24 protein-coding genes, 1 tRNA gene and 1 pseudogene are annotated in these 26,702 nt (G+C 64.6%); 14 read left to right on the forward strand and 12 right to left on the reverse strand.

Annotated features, from left to right (window positions below; genetic code table 11):
• Positions 1–517 precede the first annotated feature (517 nt).
• The 6 genes from J2S96_RS12220 to J2S96_RS12245 all read right to left on the reverse strand — a co-directional run bounded on the left by J2S96_RS12220 (position 518) and on the right by J2S96_RS12245 (position 5,238).
• Positions 518–739 (reverse strand): hypothetical protein, encoded by a 222-nt coding sequence (locus tag J2S96_RS12220; protein ID WP_306863622.1) that lies wholly within the window; start codon positions 737–739, stop codon positions 518–520.
• On the reverse strand, positions 736–1,368 hold the full coding sequence (locus J2S96_RS12225) for an RNA polymerase sigma factor (RefSeq protein ID WP_306863624.1): 633 nt from the start codon (positions 1,366–1,368) through the stop codon (positions 736–738). Before J2S96_RS12225 ends, J2S96_RS12220 begins: the two co-directional genes overlap by 4 nt.
• A gap of 607 nt (positions 1,369–1,975) precedes the next feature.
• Positions 1,976–2,176, reverse strand: a complete 201-nt coding sequence (locus J2S96_RS12230; protein ID WP_306863626.1) for a YegP family protein — start codon at positions 2,174–2,176, stop codon at positions 1,976–1,978.
• A 350-nt stretch (positions 2,177–2,526) separates the two neighbouring features.
• On the reverse strand, positions 2,527–2,922 hold the full coding sequence (locus J2S96_RS12235) for a DNA-directed RNA polymerase subunit alpha C-terminal domain-containing protein (protein ID WP_306863629.1): 396 nt from the start codon (positions 2,920–2,922) through the stop codon (positions 2,527–2,529).
• Positions 2,923–3,483: 561 nt separating this feature from the next.
• The gene (locus J2S96_RS12240; RefSeq protein ID WP_306863633.1) at positions 3,484–3,669 is read right to left on the reverse strand and encodes a hypothetical protein; all 186 of its coding nucleotides are present in this window, start codon (positions 3,667–3,669) and stop codon (positions 3,484–3,486) included.
• 39 nt (positions 3,670–3,708) lie between these two features.
• Positions 3,709–5,238: a collagen-binding domain-containing protein gene (locus J2S96_RS12245; protein WP_306863635.1), complete on the reverse strand. Its 1,530-nt coding sequence runs from the start codon at positions 5,236–5,238 to the stop codon at positions 3,709–3,711.
• Positions 5,239–5,992: 754 nt separating this feature from the next.
• Here J2S96_RS12245 and J2S96_RS12250 point away from each other — a divergent pair.
• The 11 genes and pseudogenes from J2S96_RS12250 (at position 5,993) to J2S96_RS12300 (ending at position 20,025) form a co-directional block, all read left to right on the forward strand.
• Entirely contained in the window at positions 5,993–6,223 is a 231-nt protein-coding gene (locus J2S96_RS12250; protein ID WP_306863639.1) for a hypothetical protein, read from the forward strand.
• Between the two features lie 635 nt (positions 6,224–6,858).
• Positions 6,859–8,214 (forward strand): RNA polymerase sigma factor, encoded by a 1,356-nt coding sequence (locus J2S96_RS12255; RefSeq protein WP_306863956.1) that lies wholly within the window; start codon positions 6,859–6,861, stop codon positions 8,212–8,214.
• Between the two features lie 149 nt (positions 8,215–8,363).
• A complete protein-coding gene (locus J2S96_RS12260; RefSeq protein ID WP_306863641.1) occupies positions 8,364–8,618 on the forward strand; it encodes a hypothetical protein in 255 nt (84 codons plus the stop codon).
• 197 nt (positions 8,619–8,815) lie between these two features.
• Complete coding sequence (locus tag J2S96_RS12265; RefSeq protein WP_306863644.1) at positions 8,816–9,925, forward strand: sigma factor; 1,110 nt, start codon at positions 8,816–8,818, stop codon at positions 9,923–9,925.
• A gap of 248 nt (positions 9,926–10,173) precedes the next feature.
• Positions 10,174–10,573: pseudogene (locus J2S96_RS12270) on the forward strand (IS21 family transposase); the annotation flags it as partial.
• Between the two features lie 286 nt (positions 10,574–10,859).
• The gene (locus tag J2S96_RS12275) at positions 10,860–11,246 is read left to right on the forward strand and encodes an Ig-like domain-containing protein (protein ID WP_306863647.1); all 387 of its coding nucleotides are present in this window, start codon (positions 10,860–10,862) and stop codon (positions 11,244–11,246) included.
• 174 nt (positions 11,247–11,420) lie between these two features.
• Entirely contained in the window at positions 11,421–17,918 is a 6,498-nt protein-coding gene (locus J2S96_RS12280; RefSeq protein ID WP_306863652.1) for a DUF7507 domain-containing protein, read from the forward strand.
• Positions 17,915–18,586 carry a class F sortase gene (locus J2S96_RS12285; RefSeq protein WP_306863654.1) on the forward strand — a complete coding sequence of 224 codons (672 nt, stop codon included), beginning with the start codon at positions 17,915–17,917 and terminating at the stop codon, positions 18,584–18,586. Before J2S96_RS12280 ends, J2S96_RS12285 begins: the two co-directional genes overlap by 4 nt.
• A 26-nt stretch (positions 18,587–18,612) precedes the next feature.
• Positions 18,613–19,122: a hypothetical protein gene (locus J2S96_RS12290; protein ID WP_306863657.1), complete on the forward strand. Its 510-nt coding sequence runs from the start codon at positions 18,613–18,615 to the stop codon at positions 19,120–19,122.
• Between the two features lie 195 nt (positions 19,123–19,317).
• Entirely contained in the window at positions 19,318–19,542 is a 225-nt protein-coding gene (locus J2S96_RS12295) for a hypothetical protein (RefSeq protein WP_306863659.1), read from the forward strand.
• A gap of 222 nt (positions 19,543–19,764) precedes the next feature.
• On the forward strand, positions 19,765–20,025 hold the full coding sequence (locus tag J2S96_RS12300; protein WP_306863662.1) for a hypothetical protein: 261 nt from the start codon (positions 19,765–19,767) through the stop codon (positions 20,023–20,025).
• A gap of 804 nt (positions 20,026–20,829) precedes the next feature.
• On the opposite strand, the gene J2S96_RS12305 is transcribed toward J2S96_RS12300, so the two are convergent.
• From J2S96_RS12305 to galU, 5 genes are all read right to left on the reverse strand, one after another.
• Positions 20,830–20,902, reverse strand: a tRNA-Ala gene (locus tag J2S96_RS12305).
• Positions 20,903–20,931: 29 nt separating this feature from the next.
• The gene (locus J2S96_RS12310; RefSeq protein ID WP_306863665.1) at positions 20,932–21,732 is read right to left on the reverse strand and encodes an SDR family oxidoreductase; all 801 of its coding nucleotides are present in this window, start codon (positions 21,730–21,732) and stop codon (positions 20,932–20,934) included.
• A 6-nt stretch (positions 21,733–21,738) separates the two neighbouring features.
• On the reverse strand, positions 21,739–22,476 hold the full coding sequence (locus J2S96_RS12315) for a hypothetical protein (RefSeq protein ID WP_306863668.1): 738 nt from the start codon (positions 22,474–22,476) through the stop codon (positions 21,739–21,741).
• Between the two features lie 308 nt (positions 22,477–22,784).
• Positions 22,785–23,405, reverse strand: a complete 621-nt coding sequence (locus J2S96_RS12320) for a GNAT family N-acetyltransferase (protein ID WP_306863671.1) — start codon at positions 23,403–23,405, stop codon at positions 22,785–22,787.
• Between the two features lie 6 nt (positions 23,406–23,411).
• Positions 23,412–24,317: a UTP--glucose-1-phosphate uridylyltransferase GalU gene (galU, locus tag J2S96_RS12325; RefSeq protein WP_306863674.1), complete on the reverse strand. Its 906-nt coding sequence runs from the start codon at positions 24,315–24,317 to the stop codon at positions 23,412–23,414.
• 117 nt (positions 24,318–24,434) lie between these two features.
• On the opposite strand from galU, the gene J2S96_RS12330 reads away from it, so the two are divergent.
• The 3 genes from J2S96_RS12330 to cpaB all read left to right on the forward strand — a co-directional run bounded on the left by J2S96_RS12330 (position 24,435) and on the right by cpaB (position 26,407).
• A complete protein-coding gene (locus tag J2S96_RS12330; RefSeq protein ID WP_306863677.1) occupies positions 24,435–25,040 on the forward strand; it encodes a 5-formyltetrahydrofolate cyclo-ligase in 606 nt (201 codons plus the stop codon).
• 154 nt (positions 25,041–25,194) lie between these two features.
• Complete coding sequence (locus J2S96_RS12335; RefSeq protein WP_306863680.1) at positions 25,195–25,458, forward strand: FmdB family zinc ribbon protein; 264 nt, start codon at positions 25,195–25,197, stop codon at positions 25,456–25,458.
• A 133-nt stretch (positions 25,459–25,591) separates the two neighbouring features.
• A complete protein-coding gene (gene cpaB / locus J2S96_RS12340) occupies positions 25,592–26,407 on the forward strand; it encodes a Flp pilus assembly protein CpaB (protein WP_306863683.1) in 816 nt (271 codons plus the stop codon).
• Positions 26,408–26,446: 39 nt separating this feature from the next.
• On the opposite strand, the gene J2S96_RS20220 is transcribed toward cpaB, so the two are convergent.
• Positions 26,447–26,695: a hypothetical protein gene (locus J2S96_RS20220; RefSeq protein WP_370873103.1), complete on the reverse strand. Its 249-nt coding sequence runs from the start codon at positions 26,693–26,695 to the stop codon at positions 26,447–26,449.
• Positions 26,696–26,702 lie beyond the last annotated feature (7 nt).

Raw genomic sequence — 26,702 nt, forward strand, 5'->3', positions numbered from 1 at the left:
TGCTTGCCGTTGCCTAGTGGATCTACGCACCGGCCGTCATTTTCGGGTTCCTGGGCGGCGCACGCTTCCGCAAAGAAGGCCTGGAGCAGGAAAATGGCCACGGCAGCCCTCGCCGGCCTCTCTGCACGACCCTCCTGACAGGGGCATTGGGAGGCCTAGCTGTGCTGGACCAGCCGCCGCCAGGCAGGACGCCGGGAGCCGGGAGCCGGTGCGGTTCTCCCCCGCCTGGGCGTGCCCGGCACGGTTGAATCATCAGTGACAGGCACCGCTGCCTCTTCCCATTCCCCGGGGTCAGCGAGGTCACCGAGCAGCTGCCGCCGTGCACGTCATCGGCGTACTCGGGTTGAGGTTGGTGGGTCCTGCGCTCCTTGGTGATGCCTGCCACTGTTGCCTGGGCAGCGAAGGCCAGCACGCACAGGATCCCGACGACAAATGCCCAGCCAATGAACACGGTAAGGGTGCCGGCATAGACCAGAAGGTGGATGTCGATCATTGCGGTGCCTACCCAGGAGTGATTTCAGGGGTGCCGGTGGTGTTGGTTGATAACGATCTCCCTCACGGAGGCCAGAACTTCGCCGGTCAGGGTCAGAGCGTGGACCGGGTCGAAAAACGCCTTGGCCAGGTTGCGCCGGTATTCGGTGTACTTCTCGGTTAGGTCCTGCATTGCCCCGGCGTCGACGATCGCGACCTCGGGACCGGGGCCTGTTGTTTGGCCGGCGTCGGTGGTGTCCTCGATCATTGTTGTGTTCCCCGTTCCTGGGTCAGTGGTTCGTGTTCAGGTGGACCGGGCTGTCCGTCCCGGGTTTGTTGTTCGTAGGCTGCACGGAGCCCTGCACGGGCCCGGATCAGTAGTGCAGAGACAGCGTTCGCGCCGATGCCCATCAACGGGGCAATATCCCGCGGCGGCTCTCCCAGCACTTCGGCATGCCAGAGCACAACACGCCACCGCTCGGGCAACGACCGCATCGCGACCACAATCTGCTCGTGTTCGAACAACGACAGCGCGGTTTCAAGTCCAGGGTCCTCGAACGATCCTGGGTCCAGATCATCGTCGGTCACGGGCTGCTCGCGCTTTTGCTTCATCCAGAAGGTCGCCGTTACCGAGCGGATGGACGTGTTCAAGTAGGCGCCGAACACGTCGGTGGGACCGCGCCCGTTCCGGATCGCGACCACTGCCTTGGCGAAGGCCTCATGAAACACATCCTCAGCCTCCTGGGAACCCGACATCAGACTGCTGATGAACCTCAGCCCCGACTCCCGGTACCGCTCGTACAGCACCGCCATCGACCCCGGCTCCCCCGCCCGGACGGCGTCGATCAGCCCCGATTCCGGACCCACCCGGCCCGCCGGCCGCGCCGGTGTTGGCACAGCAAACGGTGCGCCATCGTGGACCGTGTTCGATGGACCCCCGGAGGAAAAGGCCTGCCCCTCCCCCGATGGAATGTATTCAACTATGTGCATTGCTTGTTCGCCCGTCTGCTATCCCTGAGACCAAAAGGAAACCGGGAGTGCCCCACCACTTCCCCTGCCCTGTTCACCCGACGCAGCCGGTTTTTATGACGCGAAAACCAAAATTTTGGTCCATTCTTGGTATGTCGTTAGTCACAGCAACCCGAAACTGCCCAGACCACGCCGAGCTCAAAGCTCATAGGCAGGCGCCATGAGCAAGAGCGTGTCGGCGTCTATGCGTCCTTACATCACCTCGCGGTGGCGAAACCGCTGGAGGACGTCCCTTGCAGATGCCTTAACTTGAGGCATGCTTTTCGAACACAAATGCGACGCTTGGCTGTTCACGCTCGTTGCTTCCGCCGCGAAACTTCTCGTCGGTGCCCGGGTCTATCACGGCGGGTCCCGAGCGCGGGCGCTCCGGTAGGGTCGGCAATCCACCGGCCGGAAGCCGGAACCCGCCAAGATCGGGTCCTCTGGCTCAGGCCAACCGGTGGATTCAGGCTAAGGCGCTGCTGACACAAGCCTCCTACCGGTTGGCCGTGAGAGTTCCGGTGAGGTCGACGATGCGCGCGGTGCCCGCGGAGTCGCGGGCGGACCATATCCCCGCAATGGCGTCGTCTTCGTTCTCAAATGCGATCGAGCTGAGGAGCGTGGCGCCTTCGCCGGTGACAAGGCGGAACCTGAAGTTGTCATTCGCGTCTGTGTAGACCTCGAATCGTGCAGTCATCCTCAAACCTCTTTCTGGCTGTGGCCTCGCGCCAGCACAAAAATGCGTGGCCGAGAAGTTTTTGCGTAAGGGTTTAACGGTCTTGCCTGCAAACCGTGATGTTGCCCGGATTGCGCTTTGCACAGTGTGCCTATTCTGGGCTTTGGTCACCACGCGTTTCAGACAGGTTTCCTGGGAGCCCCGCGTCCTGATTCCGCGGCGCAACCGCAGGTCCATCGACGTCCCGGTCACGATGACATGAGCCAGACGGGCGCCGCGGCGTTTCCTGAACTGCATCTTCCTGTATTGCACTAAGCAGTACGCGACGCCGCCCAGGAGCAGCGAGACGACGATCATGAAGGTAAGAGCCTCTATGGTTCACCACCGACGATGTGACCGCCTATGCAGGGGGAGGTTTCATTGTGCATCGCGGCCTCGTCTTCCGGGACGGGTTTCATCCAGGTGTTGTGGTTGATCGCGCTGCGGTATGCGGGTTTTGTGCAGCTGTAGGTGCGTTTCGCTGCCAGGCCCAATCCAAGCCGGTGGAGCTTTTCCTCGATGTCCATGAAGCCGCTCTCACCTAGCCCGCGGATTTCCATCGCTAGTTCCCTGGGGGAACGTGTGATCCGCTGGGCCACGGTGTTAACACCCTGACGTTGAAGGGCGTTGGCCGTCCTGTTTGTCAGACCCAACTGGCCGATCGGGCGGGAACTGCGCAGCTCAATGCTTCGAAGCTCCGCGTTGTCGGGCTGTGTGGAAATGGCCAAAGAAGCATCCTTTCTCAACCGTCTGGGCCGGGACAGTCCCCGGCCTCACCGGGAATCAATGAATCCACCCCGCCAGGGGGTGATGGTGTTTCGAGAAGTGGGGGTGATTCCGCCAGGGCGGGCTTTATCTGTTCGGGTGTTTTGGGCGGTGCCCGTCCAGGTCTCAATCTTCCCGGGCACCGCCCATCCAGCACCCCCGGGTCTCACCCCCGGTGCCGGTGTGCAGGGCTTCGCCCGGCAGCCAGGGGGGGCTTCCGGGGGAGGCACTGTCAGGTATCCTGCACGGTTCGTTCAACCGACCGGCGATCTTTTCGTGACGCGGACTACCGTCCCTGCTTCCGGGCAGCGAGAGACGGAGTGAAGGATTCCAAGGGGTATTCCTGACAGCACTGGCCGCAGGGCGACTGATCGCGACTCACACGAACACGACCCGTAGAGGGTGATGACCCAGCGTCCGGGCAGATGAACAACGCGAGTGTGCCGGCGTCGACCAAGAGGCGGAAATCAATCATTGATTTAGGAGGGGCCTCAACGCGGCGGTCGACTGTGTGGGCTACGGAGTCAAGGAGGTCGAAATGCCGGCGTGATGGCGAGTTCTGCCGGGCCATCCTGTCCCCTGTTCTCCACGAGTTCAGCGATCAACTGGCGCATTCGTCCTGCGAGCCGTCCGGGAGCGTCGGATTCTTCAAAAGCGATACGCAGCAGCAGGCCAACAGCGGCCCGGCCTGTGTCGTCGTCAGGAATCACACGGAAACTCGATTGTGACGGGGGATCCTGGTCCGTTCACTACCCGTGGTGGTGTGTCTTTTTGTGGTGCCGGGCCAGTAGCATCGCGCAGCCAAGCGCGAGGATTGCCGCACCGGCGGCTGCCACGGGAACGACTCCTGCTCCCGTGTAGGCGAGCTGCTCGGACCGACCCTCGGCGTGCGGGGTCGCCGTCGTGATTCCGGGGGTCGGCTGCGCTGACGTGGTCGGGAGGACCACGGCGGGCTGTGAGGGTGTGGCCGTAGGGGCTGTGGGGCCCGCGGTGGTCCCGTGGGCGGAAGGGGTCGGGGTGGGGGTCGCGACGGCGGCCGTCGGTGTGGCGGATGGCGTCACCGTGGCCGTGGATGAGGGTGTCGTTGCTGACGTGTGCAGTATCAGTTGGGGGGTGAAGGCGTAGTGATGCAGTTCGCCTTGGTTGTTGAACACTGCCGTGGCGGCGACGATTTGGCCTTCGATCTGGCCTTTGTTTTGTTCCCCGGTCCCGGGGATTGTGGCTGGTTCCGTGAGGTGGCTGTTCGGGGCCAGGATGCTTCCCGGGGAAATCCCGTTAGTTGCGAGCTGGACCGCGGATCCCGGTGTTTGGTCGATGTTCCAGAGCATGAACGGGGCGAAAGCGTTGTCCGAGGGTCCGTTCGGGTACATTCCTGCTGCTTCGGTCGGGAGGCGCACGAGACTTCCGTCGGCCACGCGGAGGTTGATGATCAGTGGTGTGTCCGCCGAGGGGACGGCGCCGCTGAAGTGCATTACCCAGGGGCCTTGCGGCAATTGTCCGGCGTCGAGGCTGAGGACGTTGACTGCACCGGGGGTGAGGGTGAGTGTGAGTCCGTCGTTGGTCGGGGAGGTCGTGACCGGGGTTGCCCCTGCGGGGCCGCCGGCGGCAATGGTGTCATTCCACTCGTGCAGGGAAGCCTCTCCGGCTGCTGTTACCAGGACGCGGTAGGCGCCGGGGTTCGTGGCCTGCTGGATCGTTTCGGTGAAGGCGCTCTGTTCCGCGACGGGCGACTGGCAGCCGGCTTGTGCAGTGGTTTGGACGCACACTCCGGCGCCCCGGGGCATGACCGCCGCGTTCGAGGTGTCCCCGAACACCATGCGCCCCTCGGTCGCAGGTCCGGTGCTGCCGCCAGAGCTGACCCGCAGGAAGCCGCCGGCGCCCAGGTCGTAGTGTCCAGCGGCCACCACCCGGACCGGGATCCCGTCCAGGACCGGCAGGGTGTAGTTGCCGTTGGATACGGCCTTGTGGATCACGTTGTAGGGGTTCGGGGAGGTCACGGCGATATTGCCCCCTGCCGCCAGGGATCCCTCAAGCTCGTGGTTGGCAAGGCTCGCGTCCCCGAATGTCACGACAGTGAACCCGTCAGCGCCCGCCAGCGGGTCCACACTCAGGGAAGCTGGTGTCACAGACACGACCTGAACGGTGGGGGACGCGGCCGCGCAGACCGCGGGCGTTCCGAGAACGGCGGCTGCCGCCAGCAAGGCCAGAGCGCGGCCCTGCGCTGCTGGGCGCTTTCGCGGACTTTTTGCCGGTTGACCGGATATGGGCACAGAAGACATGAAAGGAATCCTTCGGAATTGGGCGCGAGCTTTGAACTGCGAAAAATCGGGAGTTCACTCACGGTGACAAGAGGGAGTGAACCATCACTCCCTTGCCCCTTTCACCGGCGACGGTTACGTTTCATGACACGAAAGCAGATTCTTAGTGGAATCTTGAGCAAACGCTAACAATCCCGCCCACTACCCCCTGAGCCGCACCACGTTGCAGGGCTTCTTGACTGGGTTGAGGGGATGCGCCTGTTGGCGTCAACTATTTCAGGCCCGGGCAGGAGGGCTCTTTCCGGCCCCACCAGACATCGGAAGACGGGTTGCATCGCAATGGCTTGGCCTCGGGTATTGGCGTGCATCTTGGGAGCACGGTCATCATGCCTGACGCGCGCCGGCGGGAGATGCAAAAACGGACAGCACCCCGAATGGGAGGCTGCAGATGATGGATACCGCAAGGTGGACATCGATCAGCGCAGTGGTTCCTCATCGCTGGCTTCCGATGTGTCTGTGGCGAGGACGGTGTCCCGGACGGATGCCAGGAGATCACCGGTCGTTGTCATGGCGCGGACCGGGTCGAAAAACTCCCGGTCGATGGTTTGCCTGTATTTGGTGTAGCGCCGGCCTGCGTCCCTGCCATTGTCCTGATAATCAAGCGGTGGCAGGTGGCTCGTCAGAGGTGCGCCGGTTGAAAGTTTCAGGCTGCCTCCCGGTGCGGCATTGAACCGCGCGCGCCGTCATGATCGGCTTGACTCAGGGTTTTGTCTATATGAAGACAGCTTCGCTCAAGCCCAGGGAGACGCTCCGGACAGTCCGCGGAACCGTTAGTGTCGGGGCCGTTGAACTCCGCGAGCTTCAGGCCCGCTGGAGTACGTTCGTTTGCATGTCGGACCGGGACAATGAACGGTTCGACCCGGTTGCCTCGCTGAGGTACACGGGGGCAGTCATCGACGCCGTGGGAATCGTGGTGGCAACGGTTGAGCGATCGTCCGGGCAATAGGAGAGGAAAGCAGGCGAGCGGCCGTCCGCTTGGTCTGATTCCTTTGCCTTGGCCGTGAACCGGAGTGACGTGCTGAGCATGGGAATGTTGTCTATTACGGTTCACGACATCACCTGGGCGCAGGTAGACCGCTGAGGCCCGCGGCTCCGCGTTGTCACGAGAACGCTTTGCCGACAGCCTGCTGACCGTCGAGACGTTGGCGGGACCGCGTCTTTTGGCCGGCCGACGACGAGCCGACCTTGGATGAGTTCCGCGACGTTTGCTGGCTGGCCAACACCACCAAAGGAATCCAAGACGCGGGCCTTCGAGCATATGGGTCCGCCCAAGTCTCTCCTTTCCCTGAGGGCTCAAGCTTCCGGTATCTGGAGAATCCGGGCACCGAAACGAATCGGTCCCCTACCGTTGGCGTGTGTGTCGCCCGCTCCTTGCTGTGCCGGGCCGACCCGGCCGGCCAGCTCTGAGCACTTCGTGGCGTCATGATCCTGCGGTCTTGCGGTTGAAGAGTCCGGGATGCTTTCTGCCGGGCAGCTTCCAGGCGGCTTCTCACTAGCAGCTCTATTCCAAGGCAGTGACATAAGGGGGTAGCCGCCATCAGCCTTCATAACGCAGGGGAGCTTTCGGATGAGGCCCTGATCATCTTCAGCCGTGCCGGAGACCGCGACGCCGTCGAGGTCCTGTACCGCAGACACCACGACGCCGCCGTACGGTTCGCCCGTCGCCTGACGGGCAACGCAGCGGACGCCGATGATGTGGCACATGAAGCCTTCACGAAAGTGATCGCGGCGATCGGCAGTGGCAACGGGCCGGATGCCGTATTCCGCCCGTACCTGTTCCGCGCCGTCCGAACTGTTGCGGCCAACCATTGGGAGCAGCAGGCAAAGGAAATCCCCTGTGAGGAAACACCCGACACTGCACTGCAGGACCCTGGCCTGGAAGCCGTCCTGAGCCAGGACAGCATCACACCCGCCTACAGGGCCTTCGAATCCCTGCCCCCGCGGTGGCGTACCGTGCTTTGGCACGCCGACGTCGAGAACGAACCACCGCGCCGCATCGCACCCTTGCTTGGCATCGAACCGAACGCCGTCTCGGCGCTGCTGATGAGAGCCAGACGAGGACTCCGGGAGGCTTTCCTGAACCAATATGCCGCAGGAGAACTCCCTCAGACCGGCTGCCAGCCGACACTGCCCTATCTGGCGGGTACCGTCCTGGGTACAGCCTCGGCCAGGGACCGCAGCGCCGCGAAGCAACACGCCGGAGACTGCGAGGACTGCAGGAAGGTCATAGCAGAGCTGACAGACATCAGGAAGACCATGCGGGCCCTTATAGCCCCTGTCCTGCTCCTATCACCATTGCTTCCCTCTGTTTCAACGGGGGTCCTCCTCCGTTGGCTCCCCAGGCCCCGGCCGAGCACGGGATTCATCGCCGCGGGGTCAGTCATCGCCTCGATCACGCTCACCGCGGGCCTGACCTTGTTCATCCAGACCACCAGCGCACCAACTCAGCCCGTACTCTCAACGCAAGAGCCCGCGAGAACCTCGCCGCAGGCAGCCGTCAACACGTCCAGCAGTGCGTCGAGCACGCCAGGCAGCAGCCCCGGTCTGCCAACCATTGATTCTTCAACCGCCGGAACCACAACCGCGACGGACTCTGGCCGGACGGAATCGCTGGCGGTTCCGTCCCTTCCCCAGCGCCCGGCAAGCCCTCTAGGCACCCCATCACAGGGTCCTCGCAGAAACCTGCCAACGGCGTCAGCCTCACATCCGGCGGGGTTCCGTCCATCACCAAGCGCAACCATCGTGCCGTCACAAATTCCGTCACCCGCCAGGACCGCACCTTCACCCACGCCTAACCCGGCACCGGCCACGGCTACTCCGACGCCAACACCGACCAGCAGTTCCGGTACAACCCCCTCCCCTACGGCAACGCCGGGAACGCCCGTGCCTCCACCCACGATCTGCGTGCCCTTCTTGATCTGGTGCCTGCCGGTTTGAGGACTCGACGTGAAGACAGAACCGGACGGACAGAGGAACATGGGGTGAGGGACCCGGAGCCACGCAGGACCCACAAAGTCCGGATGTTACACACCAGAGCGACCCAAACCGATATGATCGGCAGGCATCAGCGGCAACAAGGGGAAGGCATGTCAGAGAACACTCAGGATCGTCCCACCGTGTCGGTCGGCTGGGACGAAATCGCCGAACTTTCCCGCGCTTGGGCCGACTACACCTCGACAAAAGGGAACGGGGCAGGGCCGGTCGATCCGATCCTGTCCCTGAGAAAGACCGGCGCCATTCTCCGCTCGGTCAACAGGGTTCTGGCCTCGGTCGATTACGAAGCGGGCAAGGGCGAACCCACCCAGGCTCCTCTCGGCGACCCCTCATGCCCGGGCTCGTAACACGGCGACATCGAATGAACTTAATGACCAAAACGCACAGATGCGCACCCTGGAGTGCTGTCGTAGGAACATCCTGACCGATCGGCTCGGGACCCCGCGCGCCCCGGAGCAACGATGTCCACAAGCAATCTCACCGATTCAAGCCGCCCGACCGCGGTCAGGATGATCGGCCGGGCGCCGGAATTCCGTGACATGGCATGATCAAATACCCGTCGACACCGGAAGAAGAAGCCCGGCTTGTCCAGGATTGCCGGAACGGCCGCCCCGGGGCAGTCATCATTCTTTACCAGACCCACTGGGAACCGGCCGTGAGGTACGCTGCCCGGCTCAGTCATTCCCTGCAGGACGCCGAAGACATCGCAGCAACAGCGTTTCTGAAGTCACTGACGGCCATGCGCCGCGGCAAAGGCCCTAACGGTCCGGTCCGGCCCTACATTCTTAAAGCCGTACGCACGACCGCAGCCGATCACTATTCCATGGCCGAACACCCTTCCTCCAGGATCGATGAAGTGGCCGCCCACGGGAAAGGCTCCCATGACTTCCGCACCCCGGACCACGATTTCGTCGCGGAGGCCTTCGCTGTACTGCCCCTGCGCTGGCAGCGAGTCCTTTGGTACGTTGAAATCGAAGGCCTGAAACCACGCGAAGCAGCACCGTTACTGGGAGTAGAACCCAACGCCCTGTCCGCGGTTCTTAAACGTGCACGCAAAGGCCTCCGCGCCGCATACCTAGCCGTCTACATCCGGGAAACACCCAACACGGGCTGCGAAATCATGCTCCGGCTCCTCTCGCTCTCAGCCCAAGGAGAAGCCGGCCCCAGCGAACGAGCATCCGTCGACCGGCATGCCCGTTCCTGCCAGGATTGCCACGCCGCCCTCAAACGGCTCGGCAGCGTCCACTCAGGCATGCGCAGCTTCCTGCACCCCGGACTGATCATGACCCTCATCTGCCCCGTGACAGCCATGCGGATCCTAGACGTCGTGCCCTTCCCCGGCCAACACCAGCTACAACAGCTCAACGAGACAATGACTGAGCACTGGAATCATTCAGGGACGCTCTTCCACGGGATACGGGCCATCGCCGCGGCCGCCGCAGTGGCCGCGGCAATGGTAATCACGCCGGCCGCACCGGTTCAAAGCCCGGATCCGGCACGTCAGGCTGCAACCGTCACCGGCCGAGGTCCCTACGGAACCGCAAATGGAGACCCGCCGGGGGAGGCAACTTCACCCCAAGGCCCAGCGGACAGGGCGAGATCGGACGCCCCCGTTCCCGTCCACCCAGAGCCCGGACCAACCAGCAAGCACTAAAACATCGCCGGGAGCAAGCGCGCCGGCCCTCCACCGCCGCGTGTCCTTGCACGCGGCCAGCCACTGACGCCTGAAGGGCAGCCGGGTCCTTTCACAGTCCTTTGAATATGTCAGCCTGATCGGAGCCCACTAGGCCGGCCCGAACGGTACCCACCAGCCGGACATGCCGGAACTAATGACGCTTGAATGGTACCCACCTGTGAGCGTTGATCCCATCCATTGTTGGGATCGACGACGGGAGGGCCGGGATGGGGTCAACGGTGGAGTTGTTCGCGCAGATTCGAAGGGATGCCCGAGTCGAGGGCGTCTCAATCCGGGAACTTGCCCGCAGACATCATGTGGCGCGACAGACCGTGCGAAAGGCATTGAGTTCCCCGGTCCCGCCGGAGCGGAAGACTCCGGAGCGGTCCTCCCCCGGCTCGATGCTTTCAAACCGGCGATCGATGCGATGTTGGTCGAGGACACGACGGCGCCGCGGAAGCAGCGCCATACTGCCCGCAGGATCCTGGCCAGGCTCATTGAAGAGCGGGCGCTGAGGCCGAGGTGGACTTCGGCGAAGTCTGCGTCGTGCTGAATGGGGTGAAGACGAAGTGCCGCATGTTCGTCTTCCGCCTGTCCCACGACGGCAAGGCTATCCACCGAATTTACCCGCCAGCGGCCTGCCCCGCGGTCATCCGGACCGGCGTAAACAGTCAGTGTGGCCCCGGGTCGCCCGGCGATGTCCACGCATAATTCGGTGCGTTGAGCGAGGGCGGCTTCCCACTGCGCGAAAGCAGCCGGAGTCATCGTATGCACTCCCGGATCTGCCGCTTTCGAACCGCGTACTTCTTTATGTGTTGACTGGAAGCACGTGGGCTGCGGCGCCAACGGAGTCTATCGTGGCAGTTGATAATGCACTCATGGTGCTCCTTGGAAGGTGATTCGCGGATGCGGTGTGTCGCCTAAGCGGGAAGGGTGCTGTCTTTCAGGTCCGGTACCGACAGCTAAACTCCACACCCACCAGAGCATCAACCCGAACCAGACGGCGACGTTGAAGCCGACCACGACCCCCGGCACCGGCCCGATCACGGGTGTCTCCTTCGACAAGGGGGATACGACGAAGACGGTTCCCGGTGAGGGGACCTGGTCGATCACGCTGACCCACGGGCAGCCTGTTGCCACATTTACACCGGAGAAGGACTACCACGGTGCGGTCACACCGAAGCCGTACACGGTGACGGACAGCAATGGGTTGACGGCGATGGCGAAACCCTCCGGCAATTACTCCGGCCACTCACTCGCGGGCCGTCACGATTTGCCGCGGGGCTGGTTTGTAATGTAAGCGGGCCCTCCACCAGCACCGGAGGGCCCGCACCCCATGTCCTGCAAGAGCGAGCATTGACCACCCCCCCCCCCCCTTCCGGTTCGTTGAAGCCGCGTCACGATCTGTCCCCTTCCCGGTTAAGGGCGCGGCGGAAATTCGGTGTGCCCTTTCGGGCTTGTCGCGTTCTCCGCTGTGAAGACTGGTGTCAGCGATCCTGCGGGGGTCGCTGTGGGGGCCGGAGGATTCCCGCAGAAGGACTGGGTGCTGGCCGTGAAGGATTTCTGGGATTCGATGTTCGGGCCGCGGCCTGCGCCGCTGTACGGGCGTCATATGGCCACAGGCGGCCGGGGTGGCCGGCGGACGGCGGTTCTGTCGCGCACGATGGGTCCGCAGGCGCTGTGGGCCGCGGTTCTTGTGGTCGTCGTGTTCGGGGTGGCGGTGCTCTCCGGCTGGACGCCCGCGTTTGCTGCGACACCGAACGCGACGGCGACCCCTGCGATCTCGATCACGAAGACCGCGGACGGTCAGCCGCCCTTCGACGCCGCCGCAGGACCGGGTAACGACACTGGTGCGAACAACAACGTGGTGCGGTCCAACCAGCTGATCACCTACCAGGTGGCAATGTCGCTGAACGACCCGACCTCGCCTTCGCAGACAACGTTCCAGGACACGACGGCGACGTTCGCGCCCCTACCGTTGGGGTTCGTGTGGGATTCAATCCCGATCGAATGCACCGGGCCTAATACCTCCCTGACCGGGGACGGGGTGACGACGCCGTCGGTGCTCGTGTGCGACTTCGGTGACAAGTCGACCGGCACGACGTGGACGACGAACCCCGCGATCCGGGCACTGCGTACCGCTGTGTCCGGGACGACAGTGGCCCCAACCGCGGTTCTGTCCGCGACGGGCATGGTCAAGACCGCCGTCGGCACTGCCTCGGGGGCGTCGGTGTCGATCTCCGCTGCCCCCAAGGCGGGGGTGACGAAAGGCTATCCCAATGGGCTTGGAGCGACGGTGGTCAACGGCCAGGCGGCGACAGGGTTCTATTGGCCGTTCGGGATCCACATCGATGATGGCTCGGACATCATCAACGGCAACTCGTTCTCCTTCACTGACGACCTCTCGTCCCTGCCGGCAGGGGCGAAGTTCGCCGGTTGTGCGGGGAATAACTTCGACAATCTCCCGGCCAGCTTCGCCTACAACCCCGGGGGAGGTCCCTTGGCCGGTGTGCCGGGCAACGGCGGGGCCACCTGGACCTGCACCGTGGATCCGAGCAACCCGCTCCTGGTGCATGTGACCGTCACCGGGGTCAACACCAACCCGGCGCCGTCTTCGTGTCCCACGTTGGCCGGGGACACCTCACCGATCCCGCCGGGCATGTGCTACGTGAGCACCTGGGGCATCGTCGTCGGTATCCCCAACACGAGCCTGAACGGCTCCACGGGCGTCTCGGCCACGAACCGGGTCTCACAGCTGTCCGCGACCGACGCGGCAGGGAACGCCAACTATGGAGGCAATCCGGACCCGGGAACGGGGATGGACAACAACCAGGTCGCCTCCAACACCTTCCTCATCGGCAAGCAGCACGGCTGGACGTCAGTCCTGAAAGGCCCGTCCCCGGGGGCCCCAGGCTTCAACCTTTACAAGACCGACGAGTTCTACAGGGGACAGCCGGTCGGCAGCAACTTCAACACCGGCGACGGATACGTCACCCAGAGCAGCCTGTACCAGTCGTTTGTGGCCGTGAGCCTGGGCGGCGTGAAGGACCTGCCCGCCGGGTTCATCATGTGCATGACCATCGACAACGCCCACGACACGATCGCCACGACATCACAGCTCCCGTCCTATGCGACTGTTTTCGGCGCCCCCAATGTCACCGCGGCCGGCATCTGGACGATCCAGTACGGCACAGGCGGGAACACCGGGCTCAACTCCGGGGACGGGACCGGCTGGGCCAACCCTGCAGCGCAGCAGCAAGGCTCCTGCAACACCTCCGACTCCCCGTCCTGGTACTCGTCCCCCTCCCAGGTCCCGGGCGGTGCCGGCGCGGTGACCAAGGTCAGGTTCGTGCTGAACCAGACGCTGACCATCGCCGACCAGGTCACCGCCCGCGGCACCGGGGCGTCCGACGTTTTGGGCGAGATCGGACTTAAGGTCCGGGCCAGCGTTCCCGGCGGCACCGTTATCCCTAACTATCAGTGGGCGACCGGAGACCCGGACGCTGTCACCGCCGCGAACCCCTCGGGCACCGTGGTCTCGACGTATAACGTTGCCGACGCTACGGGCGTTCGCGGCGACCGTGTGACCGTCACCGGGGTCAGGGTCCTCGTAGGGAAGTCCTCTAACAAGGCCCAGTACCTTGCCGGCCAGACCACTACCTTCACCCTCACCCCGTCCAGCAGCGCCCTGCAGGCTTCCCCCGCGCCGCTGGCACAGAACATTGTCCTGACGGATACCCTCCCGTCCGGGCTGTCATATGTGGGCGGATCCGCGGTCGGGTCGACGAACTTCTCTTCAGCCTGCTCGACGACGGCCTGCGCGCCGTCATCTGTGACGGTCAACGCCAATGGGACGACCACGCTAATCTGGCAGCTTGGCACCGTGGCGGCCGGGACAGGATTGCCGAAGATCTCCTACAAGGCGCTGATCAGTGCCACCACTACGGCAGGGACCAATTACACCAACACCGTCGTGGTCGCGGCCGACAACGACAGTTCCCCGGCCCGATACCGCACCGCAAATGCGACCATCAACATCAACGGCGGGGCTTCCTTCGCGGTCGCGAAGTCCTCACCGACTCCACTGACCCAGCCCGGGGACCCCAAGGTGTTCAACCTGGACTTCCAGAACCTTTCCCCGGTGGATTACGCGAGTACCGACTTCGTGGACTGGCTGCCGTTCAACGGCGACCAGCGCGCTCCTGCCTCCAGCTACGGCGTCGGGACCGTATCCCTCTCCGGGACGCCTACAGTGACGGCGGGGACCCAGACCGTCACGTTCCTGTACTCGAACTACGCCACCAACCAGCTGAACATGGCCACCGACACCGACCCGACCACGATGAACGCCGCGATTCAGTGGTGCACCCAGGCCCAGTTCGGGACCCCCGGCTGCCCCGCGAACTTTGCAGCCGTGACGGGCATCCGGCTGCAGGGCGGGACCATCACCGCCCACTCCGCCACCACGATCCAGTACACGCTCTCCGCCACCGGGGACTCCAACGGGGACCTGTACTCGAACCAGGCCACCGGCCGGGTAGCCGGCCTGGGCCTGCCCGTCTCCTCCAACACCGCAACCGTCAAGACCGTGCTCGGCTCGATCTCCGGCACCGTGTGGGATGACAGCACCAATAAGAACGGGCTGATCGACAACGGTGAACCGGACCTGTCCGGCACCACTGTGCAGCTGCTGGACTCCAGCGGCACGGTGATCGGCACGACGACGACGAACAGTTCCGGGGCGTACTCGTTTCCGAACCTACGCGCCGGGATCTACTCCGTGCATGTGGTCCAGCCTGCCGGGTTCACAACGACCCAGCCGAACCAGGGCACCAACCCGGCCGTCAACTCCCACATCCACTACGGGACCAACACCACGGCCCCGATCACCCTCACGATCGGCCAGAACGACACCACCGAGAACGCCGGCTTCGTCAAGGACCAGCCCGCCATCGCGATTGAGAAGGACCTCAACGGGACCCACGCTAACGACCCGAACAACCCGCTCCTCGTCCCGACGGGGTCGACGCTGAACGTGTCGTTCAAGGTCACCAACACCGGCAACCTGGCTCTGTCCCCGGTCAGCGTCACCGATGACACCGTCACCAATTTCTCCTGCCCGGCCACCTCACTGGCCGCAGGGGCGTCGATGACCTGCACCGGCACCACCCCCGCACCGGGAACCCCGGGCGGGACCCACAAGAACACCGCCACCGCCACCGGGGCCCCGCTGGGCCTGGACGGGACCCCGCTGGTGGATGCGAACGGGAACAAGGTCCCGAACGTGTCGGCCACCGACTCCGGCTACGCGTTCACCCCGGACCCGCACCTGGACCTCGTGAAGACCGCGACCCCGACCACCGTGAACAACGCCGGCTCCACCGTGGCGTACTCGTTCCTGGTCACCAACACCGGCAACGTCCCCCTCACGGGTGTCTCGGTGGCGGAGACCGCCTTCACCGGCACCGGCACCGCGCCCGTCATCGCCTGCCCGGCCACGGCCGCATCCGTGGCACCGGGCGCGTCGGTGACGTGCACGGCGACGTATGCGGTGACGCAAGCTGATGTGGATGCGGGCACGGTCACGAACACCGCGGTCGCCAACGGCACCCCGCCGTTGAACATGGCCCCGGTGTCCTCGAACCCGTCGTCGGCGGTCGTGACGGTGCAGCAGGCTCCGGCGATCACCCTGGTGAAGTCCGCGTCCCCGTCGGACGCGGCGCACTTCACGGTGGGCCAGCAGATCACCTATTCGTTCGCGGTGACCAACAGCGGCAACGTGACCCTGGACAATGTCGGGATCACCGAGACCGCGTTCACCGGCCACGGCACGATGTCCGCGACCACGTGCCCTGTGACGACACTGGCGCCCGGGGCGCAGACGACCTGCACCGCCACCTACACGATCACCCAGGCTGACATTGACCAAGGGAGCATCACGAACACCGCGACCGCGGCCGGCACACCACCGGGCAGCACCACCCCGGTCGTGTCCAGCCCGTCGACCGTGGCGGTCCCGGGCCAGCAGAACCCGGCCCTGTCGCTGGTCAAGTCGGCGACCCCGGCCACGGTGAACACGGCCGGTGACACGGTGTCGTATTCGTTCCTGGTGTCCAACACCGGCAACGTCACCCTCACCAACGTGACGGTGTCGGAGGCGGCGTTCTCCGGCACCGGCGGCACCCCCGCAGTAACATGCCCGGTGACCACCTTGGCGCCGGGGCAGTTCACGAGCTGCACCGCGAGCTACGCGGCGACCCAGGCTGATATTGATGCGGGCACGGTCACGAACACCGCGACCGCGGCCGCCACGGCCCCGGACGACGCCGCCGTGGCGTCAGACCCGTCCTCGGCGACCGTGACCGCCCAGCAGACCGCGTCCATCGCTTTGGTGAAGACCGCGACACCGGCTCAGGTGAACAACGCCGGTGACACCGTCACCTACTCATTCGCGGTCACCAACACCGGAAACACCACCCTGACCAACGTTGCCGTGACCGAGACCGCGTTCTCCGGAACCGGCACCGCACCCGTCATTGCCTGCCCGAACGGGGCCGCGTCCCTGGCCCCGGGCGCGACGGTGACCTGCACTGCCACCTACCAGGCGACGCAAGCCGACGTCGATACGGGGGTCGTGACGAACACCGCGACCGCCCAAGGCACCCCGCCCGGCTCGACTGCACCGGTGGTCTCCGCGCCGTCCTCCGCGACCGTGACCATCCCGGCCGCGCCCGCGGTCAGCCTGGTCAAGTCGGCGACCCCGAGCACCGTGCACAACGCGGGGGACGCTGTGTCGTACTCCTTCCTGGTGACCAACACCGGCAATACCACCCTGGCCAATGTGTCGGTGGCTGAGACGGCGTTCTCCGGTACCGGGACCGCGCCTGTAGTGGTCTGCCCGGCAGGAGCATCGTCATTGGCTCCAGGCGCGTCGGTGCCCTGCACGGCGTCGTACCTGGTGACCCAGGCCGATGTGGACGCCGGGACCGTGACCAACACCGCCACCGCGCAGGGCGCTGCGCTGAACACGGCCACCCCGGTCGTCTCGGCGCCGTCGTCGGCTACCGTGGTCATCCCGCCTGTCCCCGGGATTTCGGTGGTGAAGTCCGTGTCTCCGTCGGACGCGGCGCACTTCACCGTCGGCCAGCAACTCACCTACACGTTCGTAGCGGCCAACACCGGCAACACCACCCTCACGAACGTGACGGTGACGGACACCGGGTTCACCGGGCACGGGGTGCTCTCAGTCCTGAGCTGCCCGGCCGATACCGGGGCAGGGATCACTTTGGCCCCGGGCGAGCAACTCACCTGCACGGCGACGTACACGATCATCCAGGCGGACGTGGACGCCGGATCCATCGCGAACGACGCGACCGCGCACGGAACCCCGCCCGGGTCCGCCACCCCGGTGGACTCGCCGAAGTCGCACGTGCAGATCCCCGCTGACCAGGCCCCGGCCCTGTCCCTGAAGAAGACCGCGGACCGGGCCTCGGTGGCCAAGGCTGGTGAGACGGTGACGTACTCGTTCCTCGTGACCAACACGGGCAATGTCACCGTCACCGGGATCGGGATCCGTGAGGACTCCTTCAACGGCACCGGGAAGATCGCCACGGCGGTATGCCCTGACGGGGCAGCCGCCCTGGCACCGGGCGCCTCGGTGACCTGCACCGCCAGCTACCCGGTCACGCAGGCTGATCTGGACTCCGGGGTGCCGCTGGTCAACACCGCCGCCGCCACCGGCAAGACAACCACCGGCGCCGGTGTGGTCTCGAACAAGTCCATCGCGACCGTCATCACCCCCGGCGCCCCGGTCGCGGACCCGCCCGGAGCGACAGTCGAAACCGGCGGATACCTCATCCAGACCCCCTCCACGCAGCCTTGGTGGGCTTTGGCTGCCGGGGCCTTCGCGGCAGGCCTGATCCTGGCCGTGGGTGCGCTGGCCACCGCGCGTCGCAGGAAGGACCAGCGATGAGGCACTACACCACCGGCAACGCCGGCCGGCGGCGGCTTGTCGCCGGGATCGCCGCCGCAGCCGGTTTGGCTCTGGCCGTCGGTATCGCCGGTGCCGTTCTCGCCGGAACCGGCAGCAGCGGCGGCGGGGGTGTGCCGGACATGCGCGGGAACCTGGTCGCGCCGCTGCCTGGGGCGACACCGGCGGCCGCGAAGCTGGCGGCGATGCATGTTGTGGCCCAGGACGACGGGCAAAATTTCAGAGTGCCCGCTGTGGGGCTCGACGTGCCCCTCGGTGCGCTCGATGACGTGGACGGGGTCATCACCCCGCCCGGGTTCACCTCCGCGTACACGGTGCGCAACAAAGGGGTCACACCGGGCCATGCCGCCCAAGGGACAGTGTTCGTCGTCATGCACTCCCTCATGGGCGGCGGCATGGGGCCGGGAAACTACCTCATCGACGAAGAGCACGCCTCCTCGCGTGTCCCGGTCGGCGCGGTGATCGAGGTCGCGGGCCTGGAATACAAAGTCACCGGGTCCTCCGCGATCGACCGCGGCCAGCTCGCGAACCGGGCCGAGGTCTGGCAGAACACCCCCAACCGCCTGGTCGTCATCACCTGCCTGCTGACACCGGGCGATAACGCGCCGATCGACAACATGGTCATCTACGCCACCCGCACCACCACCTGAACAATCCAGACCAAGGAAGACCCCTCGTGCTCACCCGCAAAACGCTTTTCGCCCGTAAGACCCCCTTTACCAGTCACGCCTTCTTTACCCGTCGGAACGTCCTGATCGCCGCAGCGGCAGGCATAGCCCTGATCGCCGTGCTCGTCTCCGCCCTCGCCGGGCTATCCTCGGGCCCGGCCCCTCAGGCAGCGCCAAGCCCCGCCGGTTCCCCGGGCCTGCCCTCGGGTGTCACCCAAGCCGGGGCCGTGCCGACGTCCGTACCCAACGACCCCGCGGCCAGGCAGAACGTGCACATCACGGACTGTTCCCAGGCCGATGGCGGGTGGAAAGCCACAGGCACGGCCGCCAATCCGGGCAAGACGCCGGTGGATTACACGATCACAGTGTTCTTCACGACCGACCACGCCACGGTCCTCAACACCGCCGACACCACCGTCAAGGTCGAGCCCGGCAAGACCGCGGACTGGACCATCAGCAAAAAGTTCACCCCCACGCCCACAACCCTCTGCGCCCTCAGAGGCGTCGGAACAACATAACCCACCGGCCAGAGACTACCTGCGCCAAGGCGGCACAGACCCACTGACTCTCTTCACGGAAGGCCGGAATCACCACACCTTGGCCCCGCAGCGGGCTCCCGGAACCAAGGCCCCCGCCGTGGTCCCGGGAGCCATTCCACACCCGTACCGACACCCGACCCCGACCAGGGTGTCAGAACACGAAGGACACCATCCTTGTTCCAGATCCCCCGCCTCCGGCTCCGCCGCCAGCCCCGGCCCCGCAAGACCTGGCACTACCTGAGCCTTGACTGCAGGGACGGCGTCCACGGCGGCTGCCCCGCCTGCCACTGCGGCTGCCACATCCCCACCACCATGGTCCCGGCCGCGCTACAGGACCCCCTGACGCCTTCGATAGACCAGCCCGCCAGTACGCATGTCAGTGCCGGCGCGGTCTCGTAACGGCAATCACTGCTTCCGGCTGGTGGGTCTTCGGATCGTGTTCTCGAGTTCTGAAGCTGGACAGCAGTGCACCGTCACGATCCCGGCAGGGGCAGGTATCACCCGGTGTGGCCCCCGGGGCCCGGGTACTCCCCGGACAAGGCTCAAGGGACCATACCCGCCGTTTCCGGACCCCGGATGCGTGACTACCGAAGAGTTCATCGCGATACGAAAGGCAGGCTCATGGAAACCATGGAAGGCTGGAGCATCATGAACGCCGAGCCAGAGGCCGGAGCCCGGCTCGAAATCAGGGTCGACGAAAGGGCCGACATGGACCAAAGCCTCAACACGGCGGTGGACCGAATCATCCCGATCGCCCGGCGGGACCGCAGACACGGCATCCTGGTGACCCGACTCGGGGAAGGGCACTTCACCATCGAACTCAGCGACACCGTCCCCTACGGGTACACGGAAGAACTCGATAACCGAAACACATCCTCCTGACGGCTTGCCCGTACCCATTCCCCAACCGGGCGATCCCGACGTGCGGGGCCGATCATTGGCGCCAACGCAGCTACGACTTCGCGGTCGAGCACGTTCCAGAAACCAGCGAGGAGGCCCCCGGATTTGAACGGATCGAGAATGAGGCTGACCGGGAGCTAGCGGCAAAAGCCCCGCACCTGGACCGCTGGCAGGCAGAAGGCCCCACGACGAGAGGCATCGCATCATGCTTCCTCGACTGGACGCCAAGCCCACGAAATGGCTCACTTTTCGACCATCGCTGACACTGGCGCCGAAGATGAGCGCCTCCACCGGGACGCGCTCATCCGTGCCATGGAACATGGATGAGAAGGAATAATTGGAGGGCAGTTTCAAGGGTGCGAATCCGTAGCCCTGAATACCGATACGGGCAAAAGAGGCGTTGTCCGTGGATGCCGAGGAATTGTAAGGGACAACCCTGCAGCCGCGGTCCTCGGCCGCGAGGGCAGCCTGCATCCGGCCGTCAATGGCAGCGACCGGATCAGCCTGATCAGCTTCTGTCAAGTCGATGACGTCAATGGCCACGTCGGGACCGGCGAGGTAGGCCAGTTCCTGAAGGAACTCCTCCTGGCAGCCAGGAACCAAACAACGGTCTCACCATGTAGGGCTCGTGCGGACCTCTTCGGCGGCCCGCACAGCCTTCAACAACTGCCATCCTCTGCCATGGTTTTTCAGCGAAAACGTGTGGTTTCCGTGTCGTTGGGCCCATTTTTGGCAACAAGAAGGCCCTCCTTCCCTACGTTTCCACGGGTCAGAGGGCCTTTTTCGTGGAGCTAAGGGGATTTGAACCCCTGACCTCTTCGATGCGAACGAAGCGCTCTACCAACTGAGCTATAGCCCCTGGTCAACTGTGTGTTGCCAGACCCTAGGCTACAAACTTTCTTCGCGCTTCGCCAACCAGGCCTCGAACGTCTCGGTTCCAATGCGCTGCTCCGGAATCAGGTTCAGCCCGCTCCGAAGGAATTTTCCCATCGCTCCGGGCAGCGGCAGTTCGATAATTCGTCCGCGTCGCCCCCGGGAGTTGCGCCAGATCTCGGCGAGTTCGCGCATCGTCCGGATCTCCGGCCCTCCGATTGTCCGTACCCGGTACCGCTCCGGGGATGACTCCCCCAGCGCTTCGGCGAGCAACTCGGACGCCACGTCTGCGGGCGAAATCGTTTGAAAGCGCGCGCCCTTGAAGACCGGGATGAGGCGAAATTTCGCTCCGGCCTGGAAAACCGTTGTTATGAGGCTATGGAACTGGGTGGCCCGCACAACCACCGTCTCAAGACCCGACTGTTCATACACCTTTTCTTTCCGGGCTTTGGAGACATAAAAGGCCGAGTTGCTCTTGTCGCAGTTGATGATCGAGAGGAGGACTGCCTTGCGGACGCCCGCTCCGGCGGCCGCGGTGAGCAGGCGCGCACCGCCGTCGGCGAAATTCTTGCGGGCCTTCCCGAACTGGCCTTCCAGGCAATCGATCACGACGTCGGCCCCCCGCAGGGCTTCTGCCAAGCCCGCGCCCGTGGTGACGTCCGCCTGAAAGTAGCGGGCGCCGTCGCGATGGGTCTGTGAAGTGCGCGACGGCGGACGGCGGCTCAGCGCCGTCACGTCAAGACCGGCGTCGAGGGCCAAACGGACGACTTCGCGGCCCACCTGTCCCGTGCCACCTGCCACGCAGACGGTAGTCATGGGGATTTAGGCCCGGCGGCGCTGCAAAACGTCGTCGAGGTTGCTGAGGGCGCTCTGGGGCTTGCCGGGCTGCGCCTGGACCGACGCCTGGACGGCAGCGCCGGCAGACGGCGCACTGGCCGGCTTCAGCGTCGGCTTGCCGAGGGGCTTGGGAGCCTCAGGCAGGTCAAGGGGTTCCGGTGCCGGTCGAGGCGCCTTGGCGGCGTCGACATAGATCGGTTTGGGAACGTCCACCGGCTGCCATTCAGTTTCCTTGGATTCCGCCGTAAACCGGACGGTGTTGTCGCCAGCGGCGACGGCAACATTGAGGGCGGCCTGACGAAGCTCGACGGCGGTCAGGCGCTTCGCTTCACTGGCGTGGGCTTCCGCGTCGAAAATCTTGGTCGTCGGGCGGTCCGCTGCCGGAGGACTTACTCGGGGACTCTCGACCGTGGGCGCCATGGCGTTGCGGAACGCCCGGTTCATCTTCGCCCTGCGGTCCCTGATGGCCAATCGGCGAAGCAGAAAGACGGTCGCGGCCACGCCGGCTATGGAGGCCAGTGGCAGCCAGGCCGAAACAAGGCCAAGAATGCGCAGCACACCGGAAACGGCTCCCGTGAGCAGGAGCAGAAGTCCGGCGAGGGCAAGCGCGCAGCGCCCGTATCTGACTTTGAAGACCACCGCATCCGTTGCAGCATCACGCCGGTGGCCGGCGCCGGCCGATACCTCGGGCAATGCGGTTGCGGTGCTCTGCATGGTTTCCATTGCTTTCTCCTGCCGAGGGGTGATTGACAGAACCACCCCGGCTTGCAGTTCGTGAGCGTCTTCATCGATAACATCCACTGGGATGCCGCCGGCCATCTGGACGTGCTGGCGACGATTCCGCAGTATGTATGGCGCAACCCAAACGATCCATAGCGCGACAGCAATGACCAATATCACCGAGCTGCTAAGAGGGAAGTCCACAATCAAAACCGTAGAAGCAAATACGCGGAGGCCACCGCATTGCCAACGGTGTGTCGTCGGAGAGTCGGCAAATCAATGGATTTACCACCCCCATTCATCCAAACGGCCTAGTTGGCTCCGCGCCTGAGCCAAGCCGCCAGCAGGCCTCCGGGGACCTCCTCCGAGGTCAACGCGAAGCTTCGATGGTCAGCCCATTCTCCGTTGATGTGAAGGAAACGCTCGCGGCGGCCTTCATCGCGGAATCCCAGCTTCTCAACAACCCGTAGGCTCGGCCCGTTCTCGGGCCTGATGTTGATCTCCATCCGGTGCAACCCAAGGGTTTTGAAGCAATGATCGGTCGCCATGGCAACGGCAGTGGGAGCGATTCCGCGACCGGCACGAGCCTGGTCGACCCAGTAGCCGAGCGTGGCCGTCATCGCCGATCCCCACATAATCGAAGAGACCGTCAGCTGCCCTACGATCCTGGGCTCGCGAAGCCCAGGGACACGCTCCGTGATCACGAACGGAAGGGCACTCGCCTGCCGGGCCTGGGCATTCAGGGAAGCCACCATCTGCCGGTAGTTCGGAAGGCGGCCTCCTGGAGCCGGGTTGGAGGCTTCCCAAGGCGCCAGCCAATCACTGTTGCGCGAGCGGACCTCGGTCCATTCCTTCTTGTCCCGGTAATGGATGGGACGCAACAAGAGGTCGCCGCATTCGAGCGTCACCGGCCAAATGGCCGACCCCCACACAAGGGCCTACTTGTTGAGGCCGGCGGCAAAGCCCGGCAGCCACTCCCGCAGGCGGGGCCCGAGGTCTTCGCTGTCGCACGCAAGTTGGACGCAGGCTTTGAGGTAGCTGAGTTTGTCTCCTGTGTCATAGCGGCGGCCGCGGAAGACCACACCGTACACGCCGCTGCCTTCACCCTCACCGGCAGCCAGAACTTGAAGCGCATCCGTCAGCTGGATCTCTCCCCCACGGCCCGGTTCGGTTTTCTCGAGAACATCGAAAACCGAGGGATGGAGCACGTAGCGTCCAATCACGGCCAAGTTGGACGGAGCCTCATCGACGGAGGGCTTTTCCACAAGCTGCTTGATCCGCACATAGCCGTCTTCCCCGATGTCCTCGATATCCGCGCAGCCATAGGCGCTGATCTGGGAGGGCTCGACTTCGATAAGGGCTACAACGGATCCACCGGTTTTGTGCTGGACCTCGATCATCTCGCTGAGCAGTGCGTCCCGGGCGTCGATGAGGTCATCACCGAGAAGAACTGCGAAAGGTTCGTACCCGACATGCTGCTTTGCACGCAACACCGCGTGTCCCAGCCCCTTGGGGTCGCCTTGGCGCACGTAGTGAATGTCGCCGAGGTTGCTGGTCGCCTGCACCGAGTCCAGCTTGGTGGTGTCTCCCTTGGCCTCCAGGGTCGCTTCCAAGGTCGGTACCCGGTCGAAGTGGTCCTCCAACGCACGCTTGTTGCGGCCCGTGATCATGAGGACGTCATTGAGTCCCACGTTCACGGCTTCCTCGACAACATATTGGATGGCCGGCTTGTCAACAACCGGGAGCATCTCTTTGGGCATGGCTTTCGTGGCAGGCAGAAACCTGGTGCCGAGTCCGGCAACAGGGATAACGGCCTTGCGGACGGCGCAGTTTTTGGAGGTCACCGGACTAATCTAGCGGAAGGAACTGGACAATGGGCAAAAAGGAACGTGCCGGACAGAAGCGAAGGGGCCGTTCCTTCCGTGTCCCTGAGCCGCACAGCAGCGGGAACTGGAGCAAAAGTGACTTTGAAGGAAGATATCCGCCGGGACAACCGCAAGCGCAGGCTCTCCTTGACCGATCAGGAGCGCGCTGACGCTGGAACGGGGATTGCCCGCCATGGCCTCACATGGGCGTATGCCGTTGCCCACGGGGAAGCCGCGACCTTTGCTGCCTATATCGGAGTGGCCGCGGAACCGCCCACCATGCCGTTGCTTGCGGCGCTCCATGCCGCCGGACACAGGGTCCTCCTTCCAGTCTGTGAACCGGAACGACGTCTGAGCTGGGTCTATTGGACACCGGCGACGGCTTTCATCCGCTCAAAGTACGCTCCGATCGACGAGCCCCTGGGACAACGATTCGGCAGTGACGTCGTCAAGGATGCCACCGGAATTTTCCTTCCGGCAACCGCCGTCGACGAAAGCGGTAACCGCATCGGCCAAGGGGGCGGGTACTACGACCGGCTCCTCGGGAAGCTCGACGCCGACGGGCAGCTTCCGCCGACTGTAGCCGTCGTATATGACCATGAAATACTGCCCGCGGGGACGATCCCTGCAGAACCGTTCGACAAGCCTGTGGCGGAGGCGCTTACCCCACACCGGATCGTCCGGCTGGTTCGGGCCGAATAACAGGGCTGCCGCCCTGTCTACTCCGCCACATTCTGTGGTAGCGGCCCCGGCGTCGGGTGATAGAATTGGCACTCAGGCCCTGGGACTGCTAATGGACGGAACACTCCTCCTTGGCAGCACAGGACCTGCAGTTCGTCACGGAGGAGGATCAACAGTGCCCACTTATGCCTATGCCTGCAAAGACTGCGGACATGCCTTTGACATCGTTCAGGCTTTCACGGACAGCTCCCTGTCCGACTGCCCCGAATGCCAAGGATCGTTGCGCAAGAAGTTCAACAGCGTGGGCGTCGTCTTCAAGGGATCTGGCTTCTACCGCACCGACTCCCGGGACTCCAAGGGAAGCACAGTTTCAGCCGCTCCCGCACCGGCTGCGTCCCCGGCCCCAGCGTCGGTTTCGGCGGCTGCTGCCGCTAGCTGATAGCGGTTTCCAGCCGCCCTCGGCTTTTCACGTAGCCGGGTTTTCCAGATAGCCGGTTTTCCACGTAGCCGGGTTTTCCACATAGCCCAACGACGCCCTGCCACGGGCGCGAGTGCCCGGTTAGCGTGGCAGCATGCCAGCAAGACCGAACGCATCCCAAGGCCCCGGGTCATTCGGGCCTTCGCCGATTCCCCGCAACAGGCTGCTCGCCCCGGTATCCGCGGCCCGCCCCCGCCGTCTTCAGGCCCTCCCCTCCAAGGCTGGCGGGGGCCTAAATGCGCCAACGGGACAATCCAAACACCGCCGTTTCGGTGGCTGGCTGAACCGCAACCGCCGCCTTGTGATTGCGCTGCTGCTCAGCGTGACCGTCGGCGTCGCAGTCCATCAGCTGACTCCGGCTTCAGAGCGGCGAGCCACCGTCCTGGCGGCTGCGCGGGATCTTCCGGCCGGCTCCAGTTTGACGGATTCCGACCTCAAACCTGTCGAAGTCCTCCCTGATGGAGTTCCAGCCGGGGCTCTCACTTCACGCGCCGGATACGGCGGGAAACAACTTGCATCGCCCCTGCAGAAGGGGCAGATCCCCACAGACGCCCAGATCCTGGGACCCGGCCTGCTTACCGGCACCGCGCCCGCGACGGCGGCGGTTCCACTGCGCATGGCCGATCCGGCTTCGATTCAGCTGATCTCGCCGGGCCAGTTGGTCAACGTCGTGCTCACGGCGGCAGACGGACTCGAAGGGCCCGGCAGGAAATCCGAACTCCTGGCAGCTGCGGTCCCGGTCTTGTGGACGTCCACGCAGGGAGGCAAGGCCAGCCAATGGTTGGGCGCAAACGAGGCGGACGGCCTTGTGGTGGTCGCCGCCAATCCGCAACAAACCGAAAGCCTGGCCGGAGCGTCCACACGCGGGAAACTGTTCTTTGTCCTGGTCAATCCCCCTGGCAACCGGTAAGCCGAGACCCACCGGATGCTGACGACCATGGTTGAACGTTCAGCCCCAGTGCGGCGGCCGTTGCTCCTTCAGCCAGGCATCGTGGTCGTAGCCGGATTCATCGCCCCAGCGGCGAGGATCATCTTCGGAGGCTCTCTTGGGAAGAATGCCTTCTCCTGCCGGCTTCCGTTCCGCTCCGGGCTCCATCTCTTCTGTTTTCTCCTGCTCGTCCAATCCGGTATCGGCGTCCACCGCGTCGGCACTGTTCTCCGAGGGTTGATTGGATTGGGTGCTTTTGCTTTCGGCCATTGCGCTT

This window comes from Arthrobacter bambusae, from assembly GCF_030812595.1.
Classification (GTDB): Bacteria; Actinomycetota; Actinomycetes; order Actinomycetales; family Micrococcaceae; genus Arthrobacter; species Arthrobacter bambusae_B.

Coding starts and splice junctions, on each gene's coding strand:
- J2S96_RS12220 (WP_306863622.1), bottom strand. CDS start 739: ATGATCGAGGACACCACCGACGCCGGCCAAACAACAGGCCCCGGTCCC.
- J2S96_RS12230 (WP_306863626.1), bottom strand. CDS start 2,176: ATGACTGCACGATTCGAGGTCTACACAGACGCGAATGACAACTTCAGG.
- J2S96_RS12245 (WP_306863635.1), bottom strand. CDS start 5,238: ATGTCTTCTGTGCCCATATCCGGTCAACCGGCAAAAAGTCCGCGAAAG.
- J2S96_RS12250 (WP_306863639.1), top strand. CDS start 5,993: ATGAAGACAGCTTCGCTCAAGCCCAGGGAGACGCTCCGGACAGTCCGC.
- J2S96_RS12260 (WP_306863641.1), top strand. CDS start 8,364: ATGTCAGAGAACACTCAGGATCGTCCCACCGTGTCGGTCGGCTGGGAC.
- J2S96_RS12265 (WP_306863644.1), top strand. CDS start 8,816: ATGATCAAATACCCGTCGACACCGGAAGAAGAAGCCCGGCTTGTCCAG.
- J2S96_RS12285 (WP_306863654.1), top strand. CDS start 17,915: ATGAGGCACTACACCACCGGCAACGCCGGCCGGCGGCGGCTTGTCGCC.
- J2S96_RS12300 (WP_306863662.1), top strand. CDS start 19,765: ATGGAAACCATGGAAGGCTGGAGCATCATGAACGCCGAGCCAGAGGCC.
- J2S96_RS12310 (WP_306863665.1), bottom strand. CDS start 21,732: ATGACTACCGTCTGCGTGGCAGGTGGCACGGGACAGGTGGGCCGCGAA.
- J2S96_RS12315 (WP_306863668.1), bottom strand. CDS start 22,476: ATGGAAACCATGCAGAGCACCGCAACCGCATTGCCCGAGGTATCGGCC.
- cpaB (WP_306863683.1), top strand. CDS start 25,592: ATGCCAGCAAGACCGAACGCATCCCAAGGCCCCGGGTCATTCGGGCCT.
- J2S96_RS20220 (WP_370873103.1), bottom strand. CDS start 26,695: ATGGCCGAAAGCAAAAGCACCCAATCCAATCAACCCTCGGAGAACAGT.